The organism is Pantoea sp. R13S299 (assembly GCF_048515925.1).
Lineage (GTDB): Bacteria > Pseudomonadota > Gammaproteobacteria > Enterobacterales > Enterobacteriaceae > Pantoea.
Genome location: NZ_JBLYEF010000006.1, coordinates 26,018 through 48,362 on the forward strand (window position 1 = coordinate 26,018; position 22,345 = coordinate 48,362).

The window sequence follows — 22,345 nt, forward strand, 5'->3', positions numbered from 1 at the left end:
GCAGAGAAGCAACTCATACTTTACGCCGTCTTTAAATTGCAGACCCTTTCTGCGGGCAGAACGCACCCGACCACCAGCAAAGTCACTTCTGACCGCGCCCCACTACCCAGCGCTTATGCACCCACAGCGAGGCGATGATCACCAGCGCGCCCGCAATAAAGCTCGGCCAGTGCGGTTTCTCCTGCCAGATAGCCAGATTCACCAGCAGCCCGGCGGGCACGTGCATGTTATTCATAATGCCCAGCGTGCCAGCATCGACCTGCGTTGCACCGTAGTTCCACATGAAATAGCCGAGACCGGAAGCGGCGACGCCCAGCCAGACCAGAATGCCCCACTGTAGTGAGGTGGTCGGCAGCTTCTGCGGATTGCCCCAGGCACACCACGCGATCACCGCAATCAACACCGCACCCAGATAGAACCAGGAGAAGGCCGTGTGCTGCGGCATCGGGCGGGTCTCCTGCAGACGCTTATAGCCCACCATTCCTGCCGCAAAGCAGATGTTTGCCAGTTGCACTAACAGCAGACCAAACCAGAAATGATCGCTGACTTTGTCATAGCGAATAATGGCCGCGCCAGCCACCGCCAGTAGCGCACTGAAGATATAGCCAATGCGCAGCGGACGACGGCTGATCAGATCGTAAATCAGCGTCACATAGAGCGGCGTCATCACCGTAAACAGCAGGAACTCCGACACGCTAAGGTAGAGATAGGCTTCAAAGCTCAGCAGATACATCACACCCAGCTGCAGCATCCCCACCAGCATGTAAAGCAGCAGCGTTGAAGGACGATGACCACGCCAGCGCAGGAACGGTAAAAACACCAGCGCAGCCAGCGCCAGACGCATCAGTACAGAGAACCAGCTGTCCACCTGCCCGGCAAGGTATTCGCCAATCAGGCTGAACGAAAAAGCCCACAGGATGGTGGTAATGATTAATAAAAACACGGCGACGACCCCGAAATGAACAGGCCGCCAGTGTAAACAATGTGCCGCCGTCAGGCTGTGAAATCTGGTTGACATCTGATTACAAACCAGGCGATCAGAATAACCACTGGATAGCCTGCTTACACTCCCTGACATAACTGGCGGCTGAATAGGTTTTCAGCCAGATAAAATGCGCGAAATAATCCATCACGTGATCACTTTCGCTCTCAACTGTAATAAAACTGTAACAAATGTGTCATTCATCACAGTAACGTTGCGCAACTAACATTATTCTTTGCGCGAAATGGAACATCCTGCGTCCATTTTGTTCTGCTCTTTTCTGCCCCAACCTGCTGGGAATCAAAAATCATAATGTGCCCTGGAGGGCCTCACTGATGCTGAGCATTTTTAAACCTGCACCACGTCAGCCGCAGGTGGCGGAGGATCACGTTGATCCGCTCTACCGTCGTCTGCGCTGGCAAATTTTCATCGGGATCTTCTTTGGTTATGCGGCCTACTACCTGGTCAGAAAAAACTTCGCACTCGCCATGCCCTATCTGGTGGAGCAGGGTTTTTCACGAGGCGATCTCGGTTTTGCCCTGTCCGGCATCTCCATTGCCTACGGCTTTTCAAAATTCATCATGGGCTCGGTCTCTGACCGCTCAAACCCGCGCGTCTTCTTACCGGCCGGTCTGATTCTGGCTGCGGCAGTAATGCTGATTATGGGATTCGTCCCCTGGGCGACCTCCAGCATCATGGTGATGTTCGTGCTGCTGTTTGTCTGCGGCTGGTTCCAGGGCATGGGCTGGCCACCCTGTGGGCGCACCATGGTTCACTGGTGGTCACAGAAAGAGCGCGGCAGGATCGTCTCGGTCTGGAACTGTGCCCATAACGTGGGCGGCGGCATTCCGCCTCTGCTGTTCCTGCTCGGTATGGCGTGGTTCAACGACTGGAAAGCGGCACTCTACATGCCAGCGTTTGGCGCGATTGCCATTGCGATTCTGGCCTTTGCGCTGATGCGCGATACGCCACAATCCTGCGGTCTGCCGCCGATTGAAGAGTATAAAAACGACTATCCGCCTGACTACGATGCCAGCCACGAAGAGGAGCTGACGGCAAAACAGATCTTCATGAAGTATGTGTTGCCGAACAAACTGCTGTGGTACATCGCGCTGGCTAACGTGTTTGTCTATCTGCTGCGCTACGGCATCCTCGACTGGTCACCGACCTATCTGCGCGAAGTAAAACACTTCACGCTGGATAAATCGTCGTGGGCCTACTTCCTCTATGAGTATGCGGGGATTCCGGGAACGCTGCTGTGCGGCTGGATGTCGGACAAAGTATTCCGTGGTAATCGCGGTGCGACCGGGGTGTTCTTTATGACGCTGGTGACCATCGCGACCGTGATCTACTGGCTCAACCCGGCGGGCAATCCTGGCGTCGACATGGCCTGCATGATCGTGATTGGCTTCCTGATCTACGGTCCGGTGATGCTGATTGGTCTGCACGCGCTGGAGCTGGCACCGAAAAAAGCGGCGGGAACGGCGGCGGGCTTTACCGGCCTGTTCGGCTACCTGGGTGGATCGGTCGCGGCCAGCGCCATTGTCGGTTACACCGTCGATTACTTCGGCTGGGACGGCGGCTTCATAGTGATGATTGCAGGCTGTGTGCTGGCGGTTATTCTGCTGTTACTGACGATGGTCAGCGAACACAAACACAAAAAGACCCTCGCCTGACGGCAATAAAAAAGGGCCGGATAACGGCCCTTTTTACGCTAACGGCTTAAGCCAGATAGAGCGTGCGCAGCGTCTGCGGCACCGCATCATCAGCATTCGAACCAATCACCTCCAGCTCCGGCAGCGTATCTTTCAACCGCTGATGGGCATTCTGCATGATATAGCCCTTACCCGCCATGCTCAGCATCTCCACATCATTCATGCCATCGCCAAAGGCGATACAGCTTTTCAGCGTGTGGCCTAGCGTCTTCGCGACTGCTTCCAGCGCATGCCCTTTCGACACGCCGCCCGCCATCACTTCCAGACAGGTCGGCAGCGAGAAACTGACGTTAACCCGATCGCCCCAGCGCGCTTCAATCGCCTGCTCCATCGGAATCAGATGCTCGGGATTTTCGCAGGTAAAGAAGACCTTACTGATGTTATCGGTTGGCAGCAGGCCCGGCTCATAGACCTGATAGTTGAAGACCGACTCGCGGAAATAGTCCTGCTCAGCCGGGCTTGAACGGCTGACAAACCACTCATCGTCGCGGTAAACGTGCGTCAGAATATCGCTGTGATGATATTGCAGGCCAAACAGATCGCTGGCGATATCCTCATCCAGATTATGACTGAACACCAGTTCGCCCTCTGCGTTGTGCACGCGTGCGCCGTTTGAGGTGATCATATAGGCCGGAATCGCCAGACTGTCGCGCATCTGTCCGACATCGATATGATGACGGCCGGTGGCGAACACAAAGTGAATATCTTTCGCGACCAGCTGCTGCAGCGTTTCACGCGCAAAAGGAGTCAGACGATGTTCGGGGGAAAGCAGCGTGCCATCCAGATCGGATGCAACGATGTGATACATGAAAACCTCGGGTATCTGGTTCTGCCGGTTTAAACCGGTCGGATAAATTACGTCAGTGGTGCGATGAAAAAAAGTCGACCACTGCATTGAGTGCTTCGGCGCGCATCTCATCCTTTTCAAACAGGATTTCATGACGCGCACCCTCGATCACCCGTGGCTTATTGCCCTCACACGGATGACCCGCCGCGGCCATCGCGGCACAAAACAGGTCCTGTGAACGATTGTCGACCACCCGATCATCGCTGGCCTGTAACAGCAGCAGCGGCGTGGTGATCTTATCGGCCTGACTGATGATGTTGCGACCCGCATGGATGCCTTCGCGTACCCAATGGTAGGTTGGCCCGCCCACGCGAATCGCCGGATCGTCCGCATAAAAACGCAGGTTTCGCCGGTAACGCTCGGTGCTGTGCGTCAGCCGGTTAATACCAAACGGATGCGCGCGCCAGCGTCCGGTGCCCAGCGCATAGCCATCGCGCATGGCCGGACGTTTCTCCGCCCAGTCCAGGATGCGGTGGGCCAGAAATGAGGGCAGCGGCAAGGCGATACCAAACATCGGTGCCACCAGCGCTGCCGCATGAAACGCCTGCGGCTGACGCGCCAGAAACAGCGTCAGGATTGCACCGCCCATCGAATGAGCCAGCGCATAGCGCTGCTGATAATGGCCGCTGACAATCTCTTTCAGATAGAGCGTTTCAAGATCGTCGACGTAATGGGTAAATTCCGCCACGTGACCACGGTGTGAATCTTCCAGCAGGCGATCGGAACGCCCCTGACCGCGATGGTCAAGGATCACCACATCAAATCCGCAGTGAAACAGATCGTACGCCAGCTCAGGATATTTTATGTAACTCTCGATGCGTCCCGGCACAATCAGGATCACACGCTTGTGTTGCGGCGATGTGAAGCGGACATAGCGCAGCGTCAGATTACCCACGCCGGTAAACTCAAGCTCTTCACGACGGTGCCAGAAATCGAGCAGCGGCCCGGTGGCGAAGGCAGCAAAGGCTTTTTCCCGTCGCAGCCAGCTGGCTTTGTGTTGATTCATTCGCCCTCCTGATGACCGGATACAGAGTCCTGAATGCCCTGCGCAGGCCATAGCGCCGCGCTTATTTCTGGCGTATTGTGTCACAATTCCGCTACTAAAGAGAGCCTGACCCATGACCATCGAATGGTGGCTGACCTATCTGCTTACCACCACAATCCTGAGCCTGTCGCCCGGTTCCGGCGCAATCAACACCATGAGTACCGGTATCAGCCACGGCTATCGCGGCACAGTGGCCTCTATCTCCGGTTTGCAGGTTGGCCTGGCACTGCACATCGTGCTGGTCGGCATCGGTCTGGGCGCACTGTTTTCTCAGTCGCTGCTGGCATTTGAAATTCTGAAATGGGCCGGTGCAGCCTATCTGGTCTGGCTGGGTATTCAGCAGTGGCGATCAGCGGGTGGCATCGATCTGGATGCGGTTGCCAAAGCGATGCCACGTCGTCGCCTGTTCAAACGTGCCGTGCTGGTTAACCTGACCAACCCGAAAAGCATCGTCTTTCTGGCTGCCCTGTTCCCGCAGTTTATCCAGCCACATCAGCCGCTATTTATGCAGTATCTGGTGCTGGGCGTGACCACCGTGGTGGTCGATATCATCGTGATGATTGGCTACGCCACGCTGGCAACGCGCATTGCTGGCTGGATTAAAGGGCCAAAACAGATGAAGTTGATGAACCGTATTTTCGGCGGGCTGTTTATGGCAGTTGGCGCGCTGCTGGCCAGCGCCAGAAAAATCGCCTAAGACTTTACGCGCCGACACGCTGAGGTCGGCGCCAACACTCCCTGTTTAATCCCTTCTTCCCGGATGCCGTTACGGCGCAGTCAGCGGCACTGCACGCAACACAATGATGCCCGGTTTAGACCGCATATATTCACTGAACGGCGCATCGACAACTTTGCGATTAGCGGCCAGCGAAGAGGCGTTCCTGAACCACAAGCGGCCATCATGCCGCACGGCAATGCCAGCATGTGAGACATCCAGCCCCTGAGCGGGCGTGTAAACCCCAATGTAATCGCCGGTCTGTATCTGCTTCAGCACCTGTACGGTGATCGCGCGGGCTGGAATGTAAGTTATGCGGCGAGGAACCACACCCAGACCGGGCAACCTCTCTTTTCCGCTGGCCTGACGGTTCAGTTGCTTCACTACCGTCACCGCATCCGGGCTGAGGGTGCGGGTTATGTCATCGGCATTGCGCGGGCTAACAGCAAACCAGTCGGTAAAAAAGTGCCGGCGTTTCAGGTAGCTGACATCACCGCCAGCGTAGCGGGTCCGAATCAGGCTGGCCTCAAAGCTGGCGCGATCGTGGCTGCGGCTCAGCGCCTGCACGTAATCAAGCAGCGTGAAGCAATCCACACCGTTGAAATTGATCACCAGCGCTTCCGGCGTACCGGGCGAGCCGATCAGCGTATCCGCCTGGTAGGGCGTACCGAGAAAAGTGGCAGAGATCTGACTAATCCTCTCGCCCTGCGGCTGCTCTGACGCCGGAGGTGTCTGCGCAAGGATAGTCGAAACCCTATCTGCTTTCGCCGGATCAGGGGCACGGTAATGGGCAGCATCAGGTGAGGCGCAGGCGCTGATGCAGGCCGCGATTAACAGCAGTAACAGGGGTTTTACTCTCATCATCATCTCCATGAAAAAATAGTCCGTCGGTACGACCATACCGGAGGTGATGGTTTCATTAATTAACGAATGGTGACTATTTATCTGCGGTTCCAGCAGAGAGGCATCAGCAGGCCTGGATTGTGACAGCCGTCACACAAGCGAAGTTCAGAGAGAGGCGACAGGAGGTGAAATGACTGCCGGATGCGCAGCGCGCTCTCCGGCATAAGGGCTTAACGCGAAATAATCAGGTGGATACCAAAACCGGCAAACAGGACGCCTGCCATGCCATCAACCCATTTCGCCAGCCGCTGATAGCGGGTGCGGATCCACGGCAGCGCAAAGATAGCCGCTACCAGGGTAAACCAGGCAAAGGTTTCACCGACAATCAGTAGGAACAGACCCCAGCGCTCCGCCGAACCGACATCGTCGCCGACAAACAGCGAGAAGACGCTGCCGAAGTAGATAATTGCTTTAGGATTCGACAGGTTGGTCAGCAGGCCCTTGAGAAAGCTCATGCCGCGTTTCGGCAGCTCAACCACCGGCTCATCCTGCTGCGGCTGTTTGTGACGCTGATGTGCTGAACACATCAGCTGCCAGCCCATCCACAGCAGATAAAGACCACCGCCGACCATGATGATCTGGTGCAGCCAGGCCATTTTTTCCAGAATCAGATGCAGCCCCATCAGCGCCACGCCCGCCCAGACCACAATGCCCAGCGTAATGCCCAGCACACCCATCATCGCTTCCTTGCGCGAGCGGCTGGCGGCGGTCTGTGATACGAAAAAGAAATCGGGGCCGGGGCTCATCAGCGCCACCAGATGAACCAGCGCCACGGTTGCGAATAACATCAGCATGATTAGTGTCCTTTACTCTTCATCGTCAAGATGCTCTTTGATCATCACCAGGAAAGGTTTGCCAAAGCGCTCCAGTTTGCGGTGACCCACGCCGTTGACGCTGAGCATCTCCGACGCGCTGACCGGCATCTGTTCTGCCATCTCTATCAGTGTGGCGTCATTGAACACCACGTAAGGCGGAATATTCTCTTCATCGGCGATCGCTTTGCGCAGCTTACGCAGCTTGGCGAACAGTTTGCGATCGTAGTTGCCACCGTGGAACTTCGCCGGACTGCTGCTCTTAATCTTCGCAGTAATTAAACGCGGCACCGCCAGCATCAGGGGCACTTCACCGCGCAGCACCGGACGCGCCGCTTCGGTGAGCTGTAACGCTGAGTGCATAGCGATGTTCTGCGTCACCAGCCCCAGATGGATTAACTGACGCAACACGCTGACCCAGTGTTCGTGGCTCTGATCTTTGCCCAGTCCATAGACCGGCAGTTTGTCATGGCCCTGTTCACGGATGCGCTGATTATTGGACCCGCGCAGCACCTCAACAATGTAGCCCATACCAAAACGCTGCCCGACGCGGTAGATGCCGGAGAGCGCTTTTTGCGCTTCAACCAGGCCGTCATAGCGTTTGGGCGGATCGAGACAGATATCGCAGTTGTCGCACGGCTGCTGGCGACCCTCACCAAAATAGTTCAGCAGTACCAGACGGCGACAGGTCTGCGCTTCGGCAAACGCGCCCATGGCGTTGAGCTTGTGGCGCTCAATATCCTGCAGCGGCCCCGGCACTTTCTCTTCAAGGCATTTTCGCAGCCAGGCCATATCGGCCGGATCGTAGAGCATCATCGCTTCGGCGGGCAGACCATCACGTCCGGCTCGCCCGGTTTCCTGATAATAGGACTCGATGTTACGCGGAATATCGAAGTGGACCACAAAACGGACGTTGGGTTTGTTGATGCCCATACCAAAGGCCACCGTCGCCACCACGATTTGCAGATCGTCACGCTGGAATGCTTCCTGCACCCGGCCACGCTGTTCGCTGTCAATCCCGGCATGGTAGGCTCCGACGCTGAAACCCCGGCTTTGCAGTCGCGCGGCGGTGTCTTCCACCTTCGCCCGGCTGTTGCAGTAGATAATGCCGCACTTACCGCGCTGATCCTGCACGTAACGCAGCAGCTGATCGGTCGGTTTGAACTTCTCCACCAGCGTGTAGCGGATATTAGGGCGGTCAAAGCTGCTGATCTGGATCAGCGGATCCTGCATGTGCAGCAGGTTAACGATGTCGTTGCGGGTGGTTTCGTCGGCAGTCGCGGTCAGCGCCATCACCGGCAATTCCGGGAAGCGCTGACGCATCTTCCCGAGTGCGCCATATTCCGGGCGGAAATCGTGGCCCCACTGGGAAATACAGTGCGCTTCATCCACCGCCAGCATCGCGGGTTGCCAGTGCGCCAGGCTTTCCAGGAAGTTATCCATCATCAGACGTTCAGGAGCGATATAGAGCAGCTTAACCCGACCGGTGCGGCAGTCCGCCATCACCGTCTGCTGCTGATCGCGCGTCATGGTGGAGTTAAGATAGGCTGCTGCCACGCCGTTCGCCAGCAGCTGATCGACCTGATCTTTCATGAGCGAGATCAGCGGCGACACCACCAGCGTCAGCCCCTCGCGCACCAGCGCCGGGATCTGATAGCAGAGCGATTTACCGCCGCCGGTGGGCATCACCACCAGACAATCGCGCCCGCTCAGCGCCTCATTGATGATCGTCTGCTGACCGGGACGAAAATGCTGGTAGCCGAAGGTATCCTGTAATACCTGCTGTGCCAGCGCTTCCTGATTAAGAACTGCCGAGGTTGCCACGCGATTCCTGTCTTTCGTTAGGGATTAGAACAAGTCGTTAAGTGTTACACCCACACCAACACGCGTCTGGCGATGGTTGTAATCGATCAGTGATTCACCGTAGCCGCTAAACACCTGAGTATAAAAGCGGACATGCTCACTAATAGGGTAGCTCCAGCCCATCGTCGCGCCGCCATAACCGCTGTTCCAGTTGTAGTTGCCTTCCACGCTGAAGATACTGTCGCCTAACTTATAGCCCAGACGGGTGCGGTAGTAACCCATGTATTTAGTGATATCCGGGTTATCATCGCTGCTCGCCCCTTCAGGGATACGATACCAGGGTTTGATTTCCGCCAGGAAGTTACCGTTCTCCGCCATCAGACGTGCATAGACGCGGTTCCAGCTGCGCGAGGTCGGGTCGCTTCGTCCGTTGGATTGGTGATTCAGACCCACTTCGACATCACGCAACGTCCAGCCACCCAGCGAGTAATCAGTCGCCCAGCCGAGGAAAATCTGCGGCTCATAGTTGGTCTCACGGAATGGCGATGACTCCGCGCTATTCGACAGCTGCCACCAGGAACGCTGGGTATAAGAGGCTGCCAGCACCGAGTTGTCGCCCAGAATACCGCGCCATAGCGGAAACGCCAGGCTGAGCTGGAATTTCACTTCATCTTTACGCGCATTCTCTCCCCAGTTATAGGAGGAGATCGCCTCTTTATTGAGGTCGCTGGTGTAGGTGTAGAGCAGATAGTTGTTCTCATAAGGATAGAGAACAAACGGGTTATCATGCTTCTCCAGCAGGTTAGCAATAATGCTGCCCTGCACCTGTGGCGCGTCATGAACCTCTTTAATCCGGGCTTCATCCGCCTGCGCCAGCGCAGGAAATATCAACATTGCCGCCAGCAAGGCGCGATGCTTACGCATATAATTCTCCGGTGAGCAGCTGCGTATCAGAATAACTGAAAGGGTGTCGTAAAAAGCAGGCCATTCTACACGCAAATGGCAGTGAGCATGAGTGCTGATTTCTTAAACTGGAAACACCCTCGCAGGCGGAATAGAATACACAACTCGTTCATATTACGCGCCCCTCTGGCCCGATTTTTTCAGGACACATCATCATGTCATCACCCGTGCTGACACAGCAGAACGCTCGCCAGCTGGTCGGCGAAATTTTTGTTTATCACATGCCGTTTAACCAGGCGCTGGGCCTGGAGCTGATGCGCCTCGACGCGGATTACGCAGAGATCAGCTTCAATAACAAAACCATGCTGGTGGGCAACCAGGCGCAGCAGATTCTGCACGGCGGCGTAATCGCGTCGGTACTGGATGTTGCGGCGGGTATGGTCTGCGTCAGTAATGCGTTAACCCGTCAGGAGAGCATCAGCGAAGCGGACCTGCGCCAGCGTCTGTCGCGCATGGGCACCATTGATATGCGCGTTGACTATCTGCGTCCCGGACGCGGCGAACGTTTCACCGCCACCAGCAGCCTGCTGCGCGCTGGTAACAAAGTCGCCGTGGCGCGCGTGGAGCTGCACAATCAGCAGGGCGACTATATCGCTACTGCAACCGCCACCTATCTTATCGGCTAACCACGCCATTGAATGGATCGCATATGGATACGCAACAAACCCGCCAGGGCGTTGGCTTTGCACTGGGCGCTTACTTTATCTGGGGCATTGCGCCCGCCTATTTCAAGCTGGTTAAACAGGTTCCCGCCACAGAAATCATGACGCACCGGGTGATCTGGTCGGCACTCTTTATGCTGTTGCTGATTACGCTGAGTCGCAGCTGGCCAGGCGTGCGCAGCGTGATACGCCAGCCTAAAAAAGTGCTGCTGCTGGCGCTGACGGCCATCACTATCGGCGGTAACTGGCTGCTGTTTATCTGGGCAGTCAACAATCAACATATGCTGGAAGCCAGCCTGGGCTACTTTATTAACCCGCTGATCAACGTGGTGTTCGGCATGCTGTTTTTGCGCGAACGTTTTCGCCGCCTGCAGTGGCTGGCCGTGCTGCTGGCAGCCGTCGGCGTGCTGGTACAGCTGTGGCAGTTTGGATCGTTACCGATTATCGCGCTGGGTCTGGCGCTGAGCTTTGCCTTGTACGGTCTGTTGCGCAAAAAGATTCAGGTCGATGCGCAGAGCGGCATGCTGATTGAAACCCTGTGGCTGTTCCCGCTGGCGGCGATTTACCTGTTTGGCTTTGCCGACAGCAGCACCAGCCACTTATCGGCTAACCCGCTGAGTCTCAACCTGAAGCTGATCGCTGCCGGCATTGTGACCACCATTCCACTGATGCTGTTTGCGGCGGCCTGCAGCCGGCTGCGCCTCTCCACCGTGGGCTTCTTCCAGTACCTCGGCCCGACGCTGATGTTTGTGCTGGCGGTAGTGTTTTACGGTGAAACCATCACGCCAGACAAGCTGGTGACCTTTGCCTTTATCTGGCTGGCGCTGCTGGTGTTTGTCTGCGATGCGGTCGCGTTTTCATTCCGCTCCCGTTCCCGTGCGCGCATAGCGTGAAATAAAACGCGCTAAAGCCGGGCCAGTCAGCAGGATGGTAAAGAGACGCAACGTCTGCATCGCCATCACAAATGCCATGTTGACCTGAGTTCCCGCAGCAATAATCGCCACCGTGTCCAGGCCGCCTGGACTGGTGGCGAGATAAGCCGTCATCAAATCGATATCCAGCATTCGCGTCAGCATCCACGCCAGCCCGCCACACAACAGCATCAGCCCGAAGATCGAGGCCAGCATCTGCGGCAGCGTGCGCAGCGCCAGCAGAAAGATTGGGCGGGTGAAACGCAATCCCACGCTCCAGCCAATCAGAGCATAGGCCACGGCCAGCAGCCATTCCGGCACCTGTAACACCGCGATATGACTGCTGTTCAGTGCCGCGCCCGCCAGCGCGGGCAGCAGCAGCGCGCCAGAAGGAATGCGCAGTCGTGTGCCCAGCCACGCGCCCGCCAGCATCACCACCAGAGTAATGGCAAAGCCGCGATTCAGCGCGGGGAACCAGAGCAGCGAAACGCTGTGGGCTTGATCACCCAGCCCGATGCGCGCCACCAGCGCGGCCGCCGAAGCGACAAACAGCACTCGAAGATACTGCATAAAAGCGACCAGCCGGACGTCAGCGCCAAAGTCCCCTGCCATCGCTACCATAGCTGAGGCACCGCCGGGCGACGATCCCCACGCGCCGGTCGGGCCGGGCAGATGACTGAAGCGTACCAGCAGAAAACCGGACAGGCCGCTGGCCGCCAGCGTCAGCAGTAGTACTGCCAGCACGATCGGCCAGTCCTGAATCAGCGGTGTCAGAATGGAGGGCGACAGGCTCTGGGCAATCATGCAGCCCAGAACGGCCTGAGCAAGCAGGAAGAACCGTCTGTTAATGCGCAGCGTGGCACCCAACAGCCCCATCACCACACCCACAATCATCGGCCCCAGTAACAGCGCGGCAGGCACGTGAAAATAGTGCAGCACCGCACCCAGTAACACGGAGATCAGCAGCAGCAGCGTCCACTGCGTACGCAACGAAAAAGCGTCCATAAGAAGTTAATTATTTGTAAAAACAGGAGGGTCAGAGTACGCAGAAATCGGGATGGGAGCCAGCAGAACGGGCCATCTGAGATGGCCCGTGGCTTTTTTAAAGCCAGTTTTTGCGCTTGAAGTAGAGATAAGGTGCCAGTCCGGCCAGAATCATCAGGCCGATGGCCGCAGGATAACCGAAGCTCCACTTCAGTTCCGGCATAAACTCGAAGTTCATCCCGTAGCTGGAAGCGACCAGCGTTGGCGGCAGAAACACCACGGAGACCACCGAGAAGATCTTGATGATGCGGTTCTGTTCGATGTTGATAAAGCCCATCGCCGCCTGCATCAGGAAGTTGACCTTCTGGAACAGTGATTCGTTATGCGGCAGCAGCGATTCGATATCGCGCAGAATTTCCCGCGCCTGCTCCAGCTGATTACCCGGCAGACGCGCTTTACGCACCAGGAAGTTCAGCGCGCGCTGCGTATCCATCAGACACAGACGCACCTTCCAGCCGATATCTTCCAGTTCCGCGAGCCGCGACAGCGCCTGATCGTACTCTTCGCCCTGCTGACCTTCCATGATCACCCGGCTGAGTTTCTCCAGTGCGCTATAGATGTTCTCGATTTCATCCGCCAGCTGTTCGATTTTGGTTTCAAACAGGTCGAGCAGCAGTTCAAAAGCATTGCCGTCGATCAGAGTCTGGTTACGGGCGCGCATACGATAGAGACGGAAAGCGGGCAGCTCACGTTCGCGCAGCGTATAGAGGCGGCCTTCACGGATGGTGAACGCCACGGTGGAGTTACCGGCGTGATCGTCAGCATCTTCATAGAAGAAGAAGGAGTGAATATGCAGCCCATCTTCATCTTCGAAGAAACGTGCCGAGGCCTCGATATCTTCCAGCTCAGGCCGTGTTGCCAGGCTCTGACCCAGCTCCGATTGTACGCGGTCACGCTCACCCTCTTCCGGCTCGATAAGATCGACCCAGACGGAGGTGGTCAGTTTGTCGTTTTCGTCTTCCAGCTCCAGTCGCGTCAGGCGACTGTGATCCAGTTTAAATGCGCTCAGCATAGCAATACTCCCCATTGCAGACTAAATGGGACAAGGCAGTCCGCCGTTCCTCAACATGGAACGTGCGGCCTGAACACGGAAACAGAGTTTCAGAGATAAATCAGTGCTGACTCGTGCGACGGAATCAAAAAGGGAGGTCGCTGATAACCGCTAAGGCTACCCGCGTAAAGAGGTAGCCTTAGATGTTATTCCTGGTATCCAGGTCATTGAGCCAGCATCGACTGGGCGTGTCCAAGGCATTGTCCTCTCATGATAATAGTGGGCGCATGTTACGCTGAGACGAAAAAGCCGTCAACCGCACGCTAAAGCGTTTCCAGCTTCGCGTAAGCCGCCACCAGCCACTTGATTCCCTGCCCCTGAAACGCCACCTGCAGGCGGCTGTGCTCACCGCTGCCTTCCAGATTAATGATGGTGCCTTCGCCAAATTTAGCGTGATGAACACGCTGTCCCAGCGCGAATCCGCTGTCATTTTTGGTCACCGGGGCACCCATCCGCTGATGACTTACCGGGCGGCTGACGCTGGCACGCAGACGGACTTCTTCGATGCACGCTTCGGGCAGTTCGCCGATGAAACGGGAAGGCCGGTGATACACTTCCTTACCATAGAGTCGGCGGGTTTCCGCGTAGGTCAGTGTCAGCTTGATCATCGCACGGGTTACGCCGACATACGCCAGACGACGCTCCTCTTCCAGACGCCCGCCTTCATCCAGCGACATCTGGCTTGGGAACATGCCCTCTTCCATGCCGACGATAAAGACCTGGCTGAACTCCAGCCCTTTTGCTGAGTGCAGCGTCATCAGCTGAACCGCATCCTGCCATTTGTCGGCCTGACCTTCACCCGCTTCAAGGGCGGCATGAGATAAGAAGGCCTGCAGCGGCATCAGATCTTCATCTTCGTCCTGATAGCTGAACTGGCGTGTTGCCGTCACCAATTCCTCAAGGTTTTCGATACGCGCCTGGCCCTTCTCGCCTTTTTCCTGCTCATACATCAGCCACAGGCCAGAGTCTTTGATAACCCGGTCGGTCTGAACATGCAGCGGTAAATCGGCGGTTTCGGTCGCCAGTGAATCGACCAGCTCACAGAAGCGCTGCAGCGCAGAGGCGGCCCGGCCAGCCAGCGCGCGGCTTTGCAGCAGTTCCCGCGTTGCCTGCCACAGCGTCATCTGACGTTCACGCGCCGTCTGACGCACCACATCGAGCGTGCGATCGCCCACGCCGCGCGTCGGGGTATTCACCACGCGCTCAAACGCTGCGTCATCGTTGCGGTTGGCCATCAGGCGCAGATAGGAGAGCGCATCTTTGATCTCCTGACGTTCGAAGAAGCGCATGCCGCCATAAATACGGTACGGCATGCTGCTCTGCAGCAGCGCCTCTTCCAGCACACGCGACTGGGCATTGCTTCGATAGAGAATGGCGCAGTCGTTCAGCGCGCCGCCGTTCTCCATCCAGACCTTGATGCGGTTGACCACGAAGCGTGCTTCATCCAGCTCATTAAAGGCGCAGTAGATAGAGATCGGTTCACCATCGCTGCCTTCGGTCCACAGCTCTTTCCCCAGGCGGCCATTGTTGTTGGCGATCAGGGCGTTGGCGGCTTTCAGGATGTTATTAGTCGAGCGGTAGTTCTGCTCCAGACGGATCGTTTCCGCGCCAGGGAAATCCTGCAGAAAGCGCTGAATATTCTCAACCTGCGCGCCGCGCCAGCCGTAGATCGACTGATCATCATCACCCACGATGATCACACGACCGCTGTCGCCCGCCAGCATCCGAATCCAGGCGTACTGAATGTTGTTAGTATCCTGAAACTCATCTACCAGCACGTTGGTAAAGCGTTCGCGGTAGTGATTAAGAATGTGCGGCTTGTTGAGCCACAGCTCATGGGCGCGCAGCAGCAGCTCGGCAAAGTCGACCAAACCGGCGCGATCACAGGCTTCCTGATAGGCCTGATAAATGCGCAGCCAGGTCTGCTCAATCGGATTGCCGTAGCTTTCGATATGTTTTGGCCGCAGGCCTTCATCTTTTTTGCCGTTGATGTACCACATGCCCTGGCGCGCAGGCCACTGCTTGTCATCAAGATTCATGGATTTGATCAGGCGCTTGAGCAGCCGCAGCTGATCTTCACTGTCGAGGATCTGGAAATCCTGCGGCAGACCGGCGTCAAGATGATGAGCGCGCAGTAAGCGGTGCGCCAGGCCGTGGAAGGTCCCTATCCACATTCCGCCCTGACTGGTGCCGATAAGATGCTCGATACGGTGACGCATCTCTGCGGCCGCTTTGTTGGTAAAGGTCACCGCCATAATCGAATAGGGCGAGCAATTCTCTACTGACATCAGCCAGGCAATGCGATGCACCAGCACCCGCGTTTTACCACTGCCCGCGCCTGCCAGCACCAGCAGGTTACTGCGCGGAGCCGCAACGGCAGCGCGCTGATTGTCATTCAAACCATCGAGCAGTTCAGAAACGTCCATAAGCACCGTTTACCAGAGAAAAAGCGTCGTCGTCGCGCGGTTTATTCCGCCTGCCGCAAGGCAGTGTCGCTGCCAGTCAGGCGGCGACACTGATGCCGGATAAGGGACAGCGGCAAAGCAGAGAAGAAGAGACGACTGGATAAATTTACAGCCATTATAGCAGTGAGGTGAGTGATGCCAACCGCGAAATTTCGACATGCGGCAACAGGCGCGCATCCGGGATATGCATCAGGTTGCCCTGCCGCAGGTTAATCCAGCAGGCCTGCAGTCCGCAGCGCAGTGAACCGGCGACGTCGGTGGTGAGGTCATCACCCACATGCAGAATATGGTGCGGGGCAATATCAAGGCGTTGCACGGCAAGCTGATACATATCCTGCCACGGCTTGGCGCGGCCATCAGGCCCGGCCCGCAGCGTGAACTGGAAGTATTGCGCAATGCCCATTTTTTCCGGGCAGGCGTTGCCGTTGGTGACCGCCACCAGCGGGATTTTTTCCGCCAGTGCTTTCAGCGTCTGATGTGTCTCATCCGGCATCTCAACCTGACTGCGCCACTGATGGAAGACCGCCATCACGTCTGCCGCGCCCGCAGTGGCTTCAGCAGCAGAGAGGCCGACATTCAGCATCGCCAGCTCCACCGAACGGCGTCGCCACTCCGATACGTCATGATAGATTTCAGGCTCACGCTGCAGCAGGTCGTCACGCAACTGCTGATAATCCTGCGGCGTGAAGTCACGCAGCGCCGGATGGTAAGCCTGCAACGCCGCATGGGACTCCAGCGTGGTACGACGAATCACCGGGTAGTTATCGTAAAGCGTGTCATCAAGGTCGAAGGTCATGGCTTTTATGGCCGACAGCGGACGATAAAACTTCATTCGTTCTTTCCTCGTTTGGCGCGGGGATGCGCAGCATCGTACACCGAAGCCAGATGCTGGAAGTCGAGATGGGTGTAGATCTGGGTGGTCGACAGATTCGCATGCCCCAGCAACTCCTGCACGGCGCGCAGGTCGCCGCTGGACTCCAGCAGGTGCGTGGCAAAGGAGTGTCGCAGCTTATGCGGATGGATATGGCTCGCCAGACCCTGACGGATGCCCCACTCGGCAAAGCGTTTCTGCACGTTACGGGGCGAGATGCGGTTGCCGCGCGTCGACAGAAACAGCGCATCATCCTGGCCGCCAAAGGTTTCACGCAGCGGCAGCCAGTGCTGGATCCAGGTGACCGCCGTGCGGCCAATCGGTACGCGCCGCTCTTTGCTGCCCTTACCCACGACCCATACTTCGCCTGAATCGAGATCGACGTGGCGGCAATCCATATTCACCAGTTCGGAGAGACGCAGACCGCCGCCATACATCACTTCCAGCATCGCCCGGTCACGCACCGCCAGCGGATCGTCCAGGTCGATCTCCAGCAGCTGATTGACTTCATCAACATCAATATTTTTAGGCAGATGGCGCGCTTTACGCGGCGTCATCACCCCTTTGGCCGGATTAGCGGAAAGCAAACCCTGGCTCACCTGCCAGTCGAGAAAACTGCGCAGGGCGGAGAGACGCAGCGCAAGGCTGCTGGCAGAGAGTCCGGCGCGACGACTGCGTGCGGCCATGCTGCGCACCTGCGCGGGTTCCAGCTCTGCCCAGCTGCTGAGCTTCATCTCATCCGCAATCGCCAGCAACGCGGCAAGCTGTCGCGCATAGCTGCTCTGGGTTAACGGACTGAGCTGGCGCTCCACTTTCAGGAAGCGCAGGAATCCGTCGACGGCCTCCTGCAGCGCGCTGCTCATGCGCGTTCAACCCAGCGGGAAAGCAGATCAGGCATCATCTGCGACAGATGCTGTAACAGCAGTGTCCCCATCCCCGATTGATAGTGCTGGCTGTCGCGACTGCTGAACACCAGCACGCCGAGATCGCCCTCTTCGCCCATCAGCGACATCGCAACCGAGCCGATCGCTTTGGCCTGCGGCAACAGCAACAACAGTTCCGGCCCGTTAATATTGCCGAGATAGTGATGCTGGTTGCCGAAGCGCTGAATACGCAGCGGTTCAAACGCCTGACGCGACAGGCTTAGCTGAAAGAAATCGGAGGGCGCGCCCAGCAGCCATTTATCACTGAACAGCCGCACATTGGCGCCCGCCAGACCCAGCTCACGCGCCCAGCGATGCAGACGGTTGAGCATATCCTGCAGCGAGTCAGCCGCGGCCAGATGGCTTTCCAGCGACAGCAGACGGTCAAACAGTTCGTGGTTAGCGCTGGCCTGCTCCATCAGCAGCGTGATCTCTTCTTCCAGCCGCTGGATATGGTTGCGTTGCCGCGCCATATGCCACTCGACCAGTGAGACGCTGCCGCGCACCGGATGCGGCACAGCCATCTGTTCCACTTCGCGGGCATTGCGGATGAAGAAATCAGGATTCTGCCGCAGATAATCACTGACGGCCTGATCGTCCAGCAGAACCGAACTGTCAGCCTGCTCTTCGATATTTTTCATAGATGAATAAACCCATCGTAGACGTGTGTCGCAGGCCCGGTCATGTAGAGCGGCTGACCGGCACCTTTCCAGGCAATGTGTAGCGTTCCGCCAGGCAGATCGACACGCACTTTCGGTGCCAGAATGCCCTGCTGAATGCCGCATGCAACGGCAGCACAGGCGCCACTGCCGCACGCCTGCGTTTCACCCGCTCCGCGTTCGTAGACGCGCAGGCGGATATGTTCGGGATTAATGATCTCCATAAAACCGACATTGACGCGATCCGGGAAGCGCTCGTGGCTCTCCAGAATCGGGCCCAGCAGTTCAACCTGTGCGGTTTTAACGCTTTCCACCTGAATAACGCAATGAGGATTACCCATCGACACCGCACCCAGCATCACCGTCTGCTCGGCCACGCGCAGCAGATAGAGATTTTCGGCTTTGTTGGCGCGGAATGGCACCTGCTGAGGCTCGAAGTTGGGCTCGCCCATGTTCACACGCACCTGATCATCAGGCGTCACGGTGAGGACCATGCGGCCATTCTGGGTACTGACCCGGATATCGGTTTTGTTGGTCAGCCCTTTCAGCTGAACAAAGCGGGCAAAGCAGCGCGCACCGTTGCCACACTGGGCCACTTCACTGCCGTCAGCGTTGAAAATGCGATAGTGGAAATCGAGATCGGGATCGTAAGGCGGTTCAACAATCAGCAGCTGATCAAAACCGATCCCCAGATGACGATCGGCCAGCCGGCGGATCAATTCCGGCGAGAAGAAGACGTTTTGTGTCACCGCATCCACAACCATAAAATCGTTGCCGAGACCGTGCATTTTGGAGAACTGCATTTTTTGCTCCGCCGGATAAGCCATCAGATTAGTTCGCTTGTGCGCCTGAATTGCCGGTCACCAGACCGCCAACATCGGCTTTCGTGGCATCCGCTTTCTGGCTTTCGGTCGGCGATTGTTGTTTCTTCGGCTGATCCTTCGGCGGGAAGTAGAGCGGTCCTTTCAGACCACAACCTGTAAGGCTGGTTATTGCCAGTGCCATGGCCAACAGGCTTATTACTTTCTTCATTCTTTATGCTCTTCATGTCCTTTACCTGGATGCTTATCATCGCAGTTGAAGGTGGAAAAGCAACAGGAAATCCCCGCTAATAGCGTGAGCCGGGTGACAAGCCAGAAAGATAGCGGCCACCTGCAGAGCGCAGGCAGCCCGTCAGCATCAATGCACCTGATAGCGCGGTTGATAGTCGCTGTTGTCGTTGTCAGGCTGCGTCGTACACAGCTGCGTCAGCGTCTGACTACGGAACGGAATCACCTGGAATCGCTCTCCGGTGTTCACAATCTGATAGAACTGCGGCAGGTTGAAGTTGATAAAGCTCGATCCATAGGTGAAGCGATCGTGCGATGAGGAGTAGAAGCGACTGACGTCGCGCACCAGCTCCTCTTTACTGCCTTCACAGTGATGATAGACCTCAACCCGATTGGTCTCATCGAGAATGTAGATATTGAAGCCGCGCTCATCCGTGGTGTTTTCAAAGAAGAACTGAATGATGCCTTCGCTGGCATAGCCGTTGACCACGGGTGGCAGCGGCGTCTGATTCGTTTCGACTTTGATCGACAACCCGTGCAGCTTGTTGTTGGAGATCGCGCCATAAAACTCCACCGCGTTTTCCAGCTTCTGCACAGAGACGCTCATGCGTTCAAAGAACAGTCCCCAGGTCTCACCCGCCATGCGCAGCGCTTTAAAGCGACCAGGCTCCTGACGTGTGCTGGAGAGGCGCAGCTCAATACATTCTGAGACCAGCTGCTGCACGCGCGTGCGAATCAGACCGCGCAGATGCTGGCTGTAGCAGAACACTTCCACCGTATCCGGCGGTGAGGCATCCTGATGCATCTTGCCGAGAATGGTTTTCAGCCCTTCGATCATCGCCTGTTCGCCGCTGAAGTGCAGCGTACGCACCTCATTCCAGGAATTGCGATAGAGCAGATCGATGCTGCCAATCAGGCACTGCTGCTGCTGACCAAAGCTAAAGACATCCAGCTTGCGGAAGTCGAAGTGCACCACCTGATTGCGGAAGGCCGCAGTCGGGTCATGCTCAAGGTTAACAATAATCGCCAGATGCCGGATTTCGCACGGGCTGTAGAGCGCTTTTGGCGTCGGCGAAGGCAGACGCAGCGGGAAGTGGCTGGAAACATCGTTAACCAGCTCCTGCAGGCGCGCCAGATCGCAAATCTCATTGCCTTTAATATGCAGCCGGGTTTTACGGGTCAGCAGACCATTGAACCATGCCCACGCCACCAGCTTGTTCAGGTAGCGGTTATATTCCAGCGGCTGATGGCTGATGATCGAATCCATATCCGGTGCCTGATTATAGAGATACCAGCCGGAACGGTTGGCGCGGCCAGGCGGCACATGAATAAAGGTCAGATTCGGTTCAGAGAGATCGGGCGAAATCTGCGGATTCACCAGCGTCACTTTGCCCGGCAGCGCTTCAAACGCGGCATACAGTTTACGGGTCAATACACCGATATCCTGCGGGCTGGCGCTGACGCTCAGGTTATTGCGGCGGGCAAAGCGGATCAGGTTGCGATAACTCTGCATCATCGCATCCAGCAATTCGTTATGGGCTTCACGCACCCGCTCGATTTTCCACTCGGCGCGGTTGTCCAGAATGGCGATCTTCTCTTCGTTCCAGCCCCACTCTTTCACCAGCTGCGATAAAATCTCGCGACGCCAGCCGGTACGGTGCTGATGATCTTCGGTGCTGAGCTTTTCACACACTTTGAGATAGAAACAGCGACGCACCAGGTCAAGGCGCGGCTGATCGTCCACGCTGGTCAGGTAGTGCGTGACGCGTTCCAGCATCATGCAATAAGGATCGAGTCCGAAGCAGATGATTTCACCGTCGTGCAGGCGCTGTTTGATATCCATCGCCAGTAGCTGCGTATTCGGGTATTCCCAGCTGTAGGCTTCAAGCAGCAGCGTTTTCAGTACGGCTTTATAAGGCGAGTCGATACTTTTATAGAGCTGCCACAGGCTGGCACCGAAATACTCTTCTGCCGACAGCGTGCCGAGGCCGCCCAGATCGAGCCACTCATTCGGGGTCAGCACGCCTTTGGCGTACAGCGACATTACGTAGTCGTCGTAATGATGCTCTTCTTCACCCGGCACCATATTCCACAGGAGGCGTTTGCCCGCCATACGAACCGCGGTACGGTAAAACTCATCCAGCAGTAAAATGTGTTGGGTTGAGCCGCAGTCTTCACCGCCCAGGCTGCCGCTTTCGTTATGACGGAAGCGATTCTCGTCAATCAGGAAGAAACTGACTTCCACGCCCATCGAGACGCACCACTTCTGCAGCAGCGTACATTTACGCTGCAGATTCAGGCGCTCTTCATTATCGAGCCAGGATTGATGGCAGACCCAGATATCGAGATCCGAGACGCTGTTCTGGCCGACTGAGGAGGTACTGCCCATGGAGTAGATCGCCGTAATCGGCATTTCGCCTTTCGGCGCATCGGCATGGCGCAGGTCGCTGTCGCCGGTGAGATCGGCCAGCAGCTGGCGCTGATTTTCATCAGGCGTGTAGAAGCTGATGCCATGTGGAACGCTACCTTCAAGGTAACCCGGCATCTGAGGGTGTTGATAATGTAATAAGGTTGGCAGCAGACTGTAGACGCGCTGAAAAGCGGGTCCCATGGCAGCCAGCGCACGATCAACGCGCAGCTGGTTAATTGCATCCAGTCTCTGTTTCAGTGTCTCAATGTAGAGGTACAAGACGTTTCGCCTGATTGTCCCAGTGTTTAAGCACCCTGTTTCCACGCTCTGCCGCTTATTAAAGTAAAAAGTGGGCAGATAATTGCTGGAAACGTGATCAATCTAACACTCGCCAGATTGACCGTAAAGAAAGTTGCGCTACTTAACAGTTTAGCACGTTCTTACCCGCTTCCCGCCTGTTCAGCACGGGTTCCCACGTTATGGCTTGATAAACCGGGCCTGAAACCACGCGCAGA

The 22,345-nt window shown here is 56.7% G+C and carries 21 protein-coding genes; 4 read left to right on the forward strand and 17 right to left on the reverse strand.

All coding sequences use genetic code 11. The annotated features are described in order from the left end of the window. Positions 1–82: 82 nt before the first annotated feature. On the reverse strand, positions 83–943 hold the full coding sequence (locus ACN1CO_RS20590) for a carboxylate/amino acid/amine transporter (protein WP_419140480.1): 861 nt from the start codon (positions 941–943) through the stop codon (positions 83–85). 374 nt (positions 944–1,317) lie between these two features. On the opposite strand from ACN1CO_RS20590, the gene glpT reads away from it, so the two are divergent. Then, positions 1,318–2,658: a glycerol-3-phosphate transporter gene (gene glpT, locus ACN1CO_RS20595; protein ID WP_419140481.1), complete on the forward strand. Its 1,341-nt coding sequence runs from the start codon at positions 1,318–1,320 to the stop codon at positions 2,656–2,658. 46 nt (positions 2,659–2,704) lie between these two features. Here the strand turns inward: glpT and yigL are convergent, their stop codons facing one another. After that, positions 2,705–3,505 (reverse strand): sugar/pyridoxal phosphate phosphatase YigL, encoded by an 801-nt coding sequence (gene yigL / locus ACN1CO_RS20600; protein WP_283546579.1) that lies wholly within the window; start codon positions 3,503–3,505, stop codon positions 2,705–2,707. Positions 3,506–3,557: 52 nt separating this feature from the next. After that, the gene (gene pldB / locus ACN1CO_RS20605) at positions 3,558–4,550 is read right to left on the reverse strand and encodes a lysophospholipase L2 (protein WP_419140482.1); all 993 of its coding nucleotides are present in this window, start codon (positions 4,548–4,550) and stop codon (positions 3,558–3,560) included. Positions 4,551–4,662: 112 nt separating this feature from the next. Between pldB and rhtB the strand changes: the two genes are divergently transcribed. Further along, positions 4,663–5,286, forward strand: a complete 624-nt coding sequence (gene rhtB, locus ACN1CO_RS20610; RefSeq protein WP_003854387.1) for a homoserine/homoserine lactone efflux protein — start codon at positions 4,663–4,665, stop codon at positions 5,284–5,286. A 69-nt stretch (positions 5,287–5,355) separates the two neighbouring features. On the opposite strand, the gene ACN1CO_RS20615 is transcribed toward rhtB, so the two are convergent. The 4 genes from ACN1CO_RS20615 to pldA form a co-directional block, all read right to left on the reverse strand. After that, positions 5,356–6,165: a DUF1460 domain-containing protein gene (locus tag ACN1CO_RS20615; protein WP_419140483.1), complete on the reverse strand. Its 810-nt coding sequence runs from the start codon at positions 6,163–6,165 to the stop codon at positions 5,356–5,358. 212 nt (positions 6,166–6,377) lie between these two features. After that, positions 6,378–7,001, reverse strand: a complete 624-nt coding sequence (gene rhtC, locus ACN1CO_RS20620; protein ID WP_419140484.1) for a threonine export protein RhtC — start codon at positions 6,999–7,001, stop codon at positions 6,378–6,380. A 12-nt stretch (positions 7,002–7,013) separates the two neighbouring features. Next, the gene (gene recQ, locus ACN1CO_RS20625; RefSeq protein WP_419140485.1) at positions 7,014–8,843 is read right to left on the reverse strand and encodes an ATP-dependent DNA helicase RecQ; all 1,830 of its coding nucleotides are present in this window, start codon (positions 8,841–8,843) and stop codon (positions 7,014–7,016) included. 24 nt (positions 8,844–8,867) lie between these two features. Then, a complete protein-coding gene (gene pldA, locus ACN1CO_RS20630; protein ID WP_419140486.1) occupies positions 8,868–9,746 on the reverse strand; it encodes a phospholipase A in 879 nt (292 codons plus the stop codon). Between the two features lie 194 nt (positions 9,747–9,940). Here pldA and ACN1CO_RS20635 point away from each other — a divergent pair, with 194 nt between their 5' ends. Beyond that, positions 9,941–10,411, forward strand: coding sequence for a thioesterase family protein (locus ACN1CO_RS20635; protein ID WP_419140487.1), 471 nt, complete (start codon positions 9,941–9,943; stop codon positions 10,409–10,411). A gap of 23 nt (positions 10,412–10,434) precedes the next feature. Then, positions 10,435–11,340, forward strand: coding sequence for an EamA family transporter RarD (rarD, locus tag ACN1CO_RS20640; RefSeq protein ID WP_419140488.1), 906 nt, complete (start codon positions 10,435–10,437; stop codon positions 11,338–11,340). Here the strand turns inward: rarD and ACN1CO_RS20645 are convergent. From ACN1CO_RS20645 to ACN1CO_RS20690, 10 genes are all read right to left on the reverse strand, one after another. Continuing rightward, entirely contained in the window at positions 11,305–12,363 is a 1,059-nt protein-coding gene (locus tag ACN1CO_RS20645; protein ID WP_419140489.1) for an AbrB family transcriptional regulator, read from the reverse strand. The two genes, rarD and ACN1CO_RS20645, sit on opposite strands and share 36 nt — an antisense overlap. Positions 12,364–12,460: 97 nt before the next feature. Next, entirely contained in the window at positions 12,461–13,414 is a 954-nt protein-coding gene (corA, locus tag ACN1CO_RS20650; protein WP_003854370.1) for a magnesium/cobalt transporter CorA, read from the reverse strand. A gap of 178 nt (positions 13,415–13,592) precedes the next feature. After that, entirely contained in the window at positions 13,593–13,649 is a 57-nt protein-coding gene (gene ysgD / locus ACN1CO_RS20655) for a YsgD/CorL family protein (protein WP_369690086.1), read from the reverse strand. A 67-nt stretch (positions 13,650–13,716) separates the two neighbouring features. Then, positions 13,717–15,879, reverse strand: a complete 2,163-nt coding sequence (gene uvrD / locus ACN1CO_RS20660) for a DNA helicase II (protein WP_419140490.1) — start codon at positions 15,877–15,879, stop codon at positions 13,717–13,719. A gap of 154 nt (positions 15,880–16,033) precedes the next feature. Continuing rightward, a complete protein-coding gene (yigB, locus tag ACN1CO_RS20665) occupies positions 16,034–16,750 on the reverse strand; it encodes a 5-amino-6-(5-phospho-D-ribitylamino)uracil phosphatase YigB (RefSeq protein ID WP_419140491.1) in 717 nt (238 codons plus the stop codon). Continuing rightward, positions 16,747–17,652 (reverse strand): tyrosine recombinase XerC, encoded by a 906-nt coding sequence (gene xerC / locus ACN1CO_RS20670; RefSeq protein WP_419140492.1) that lies wholly within the window; start codon positions 17,650–17,652, stop codon positions 16,747–16,749. The genes yigB and xerC overlap by 4 nt, the downstream gene beginning before the upstream one ends. After that, entirely contained in the window at positions 17,649–18,353 is a 705-nt protein-coding gene (locus ACN1CO_RS20675) for a DUF484 domain-containing protein (RefSeq protein WP_283546590.1), read from the reverse strand. The genes xerC and ACN1CO_RS20675 overlap by 4 nt, the downstream gene beginning before the upstream one ends. Continuing rightward, entirely contained in the window at positions 18,350–19,174 is an 825-nt protein-coding gene (gene dapF / locus ACN1CO_RS20680; protein ID WP_419140493.1) for a diaminopimelate epimerase, read from the reverse strand. The genes ACN1CO_RS20675 and dapF overlap by 4 nt, the downstream gene beginning before the upstream one ends. A 28-nt stretch (positions 19,175–19,202) precedes the next feature. Then, positions 19,203–19,403 (reverse strand): LPS translocon maturation chaperone LptM, encoded by a 201-nt coding sequence (gene lptM / locus ACN1CO_RS20685; protein ID WP_419140494.1) that lies wholly within the window; start codon positions 19,401–19,403, stop codon positions 19,203–19,205. 147 nt (positions 19,404–19,550) lie between these two features. Next, complete coding sequence (locus ACN1CO_RS20690; protein ID WP_419140495.1) at positions 19,551–22,109, reverse strand: class I adenylate cyclase; 2,559 nt, start codon at positions 22,107–22,109, stop codon at positions 19,551–19,553. Positions 22,110–22,345 lie beyond the last annotated feature (236 nt).

Coding starts and splice junctions, on each gene's coding strand:
- glpT (WP_419140481.1), top strand. CDS start 1,318: ATGCTGAGCATTTTTAAACCTGCACCACGTCAGCCGCAGGTGGCGGAG.
- yigL (WP_283546579.1), bottom strand. CDS start 3,505: ATGTATCACATCGTTGCATCCGATCTGGATGGCACGCTGCTTTCCCCC.
- pldB (WP_419140482.1), bottom strand. CDS start 4,550: ATGAATCAACACAAAGCCAGCTGGCTGCGACGGGAAAAAGCCTTTGCT.
- rhtB (WP_003854387.1), top strand. CDS start 4,663: ATGACCATCGAATGGTGGCTGACCTATCTGCTTACCACCACAATCCTG.
- ACN1CO_RS20615 (WP_419140483.1), bottom strand. CDS start 6,165: ATGAGAGTAAAACCCCTGTTACTGCTGTTAATCGCGGCCTGCATCAGC.
- rhtC (WP_419140484.1), bottom strand. CDS start 7,001: ATGCTGATGTTATTCGCAACCGTGGCGCTGGTTCATCTGGTGGCGCTG.
- pldA (WP_419140486.1), bottom strand. CDS start 9,746: ATGCGTAAGCATCGCGCCTTGCTGGCGGCAATGTTGATATTTCCTGCG.
- ACN1CO_RS20635 (WP_419140487.1), top strand. CDS start 9,941: ATGTCATCACCCGTGCTGACACAGCAGAACGCTCGCCAGCTGGTCGGC.
- rarD (WP_419140488.1), top strand. CDS start 10,435: ATGGATACGCAACAAACCCGCCAGGGCGTTGGCTTTGCACTGGGCGCT.
- ACN1CO_RS20645 (WP_419140489.1), bottom strand. CDS start 12,363: ATGGACGCTTTTTCGTTGCGTACGCAGTGGACGCTGCTGCTGCTGATC.
- corA (WP_003854370.1), bottom strand. CDS start 13,414: ATGCTGAGCGCATTTAAACTGGATCACAGTCGCCTGACGCGACTGGAG.
- uvrD (WP_419140490.1), bottom strand. CDS start 15,879: ATGGACGTTTCTGAACTGCTCGATGGTTTGAATGACAATCAGCGCGCT.
- yigB (WP_419140491.1), bottom strand. CDS start 16,750: ATGAAGTTTTATCGTCCGCTGTCGGCCATAAAAGCCATGACCTTCGAC.
- xerC (WP_419140492.1), bottom strand. CDS start 17,652: ATGAGCAGCGCGCTGCAGGAGGCCGTCGACGGATTCCTGCGCTTCCTG.
- ACN1CO_RS20675 (WP_283546590.1), bottom strand. CDS start 18,353: ATGAAAAATATCGAAGAGCAGGCTGACAGTTCGGTTCTGCTGGACGAT.
- dapF (WP_419140493.1), bottom strand. CDS start 19,174: ATGCAGTTCTCCAAAATGCACGGTCTCGGCAACGATTTTATGGTTGTG.
- lptM (WP_419140494.1), bottom strand. CDS start 19,403: ATGAAGAAAGTAATAAGCCTGTTGGCCATGGCACTGGCAATAACCAGC.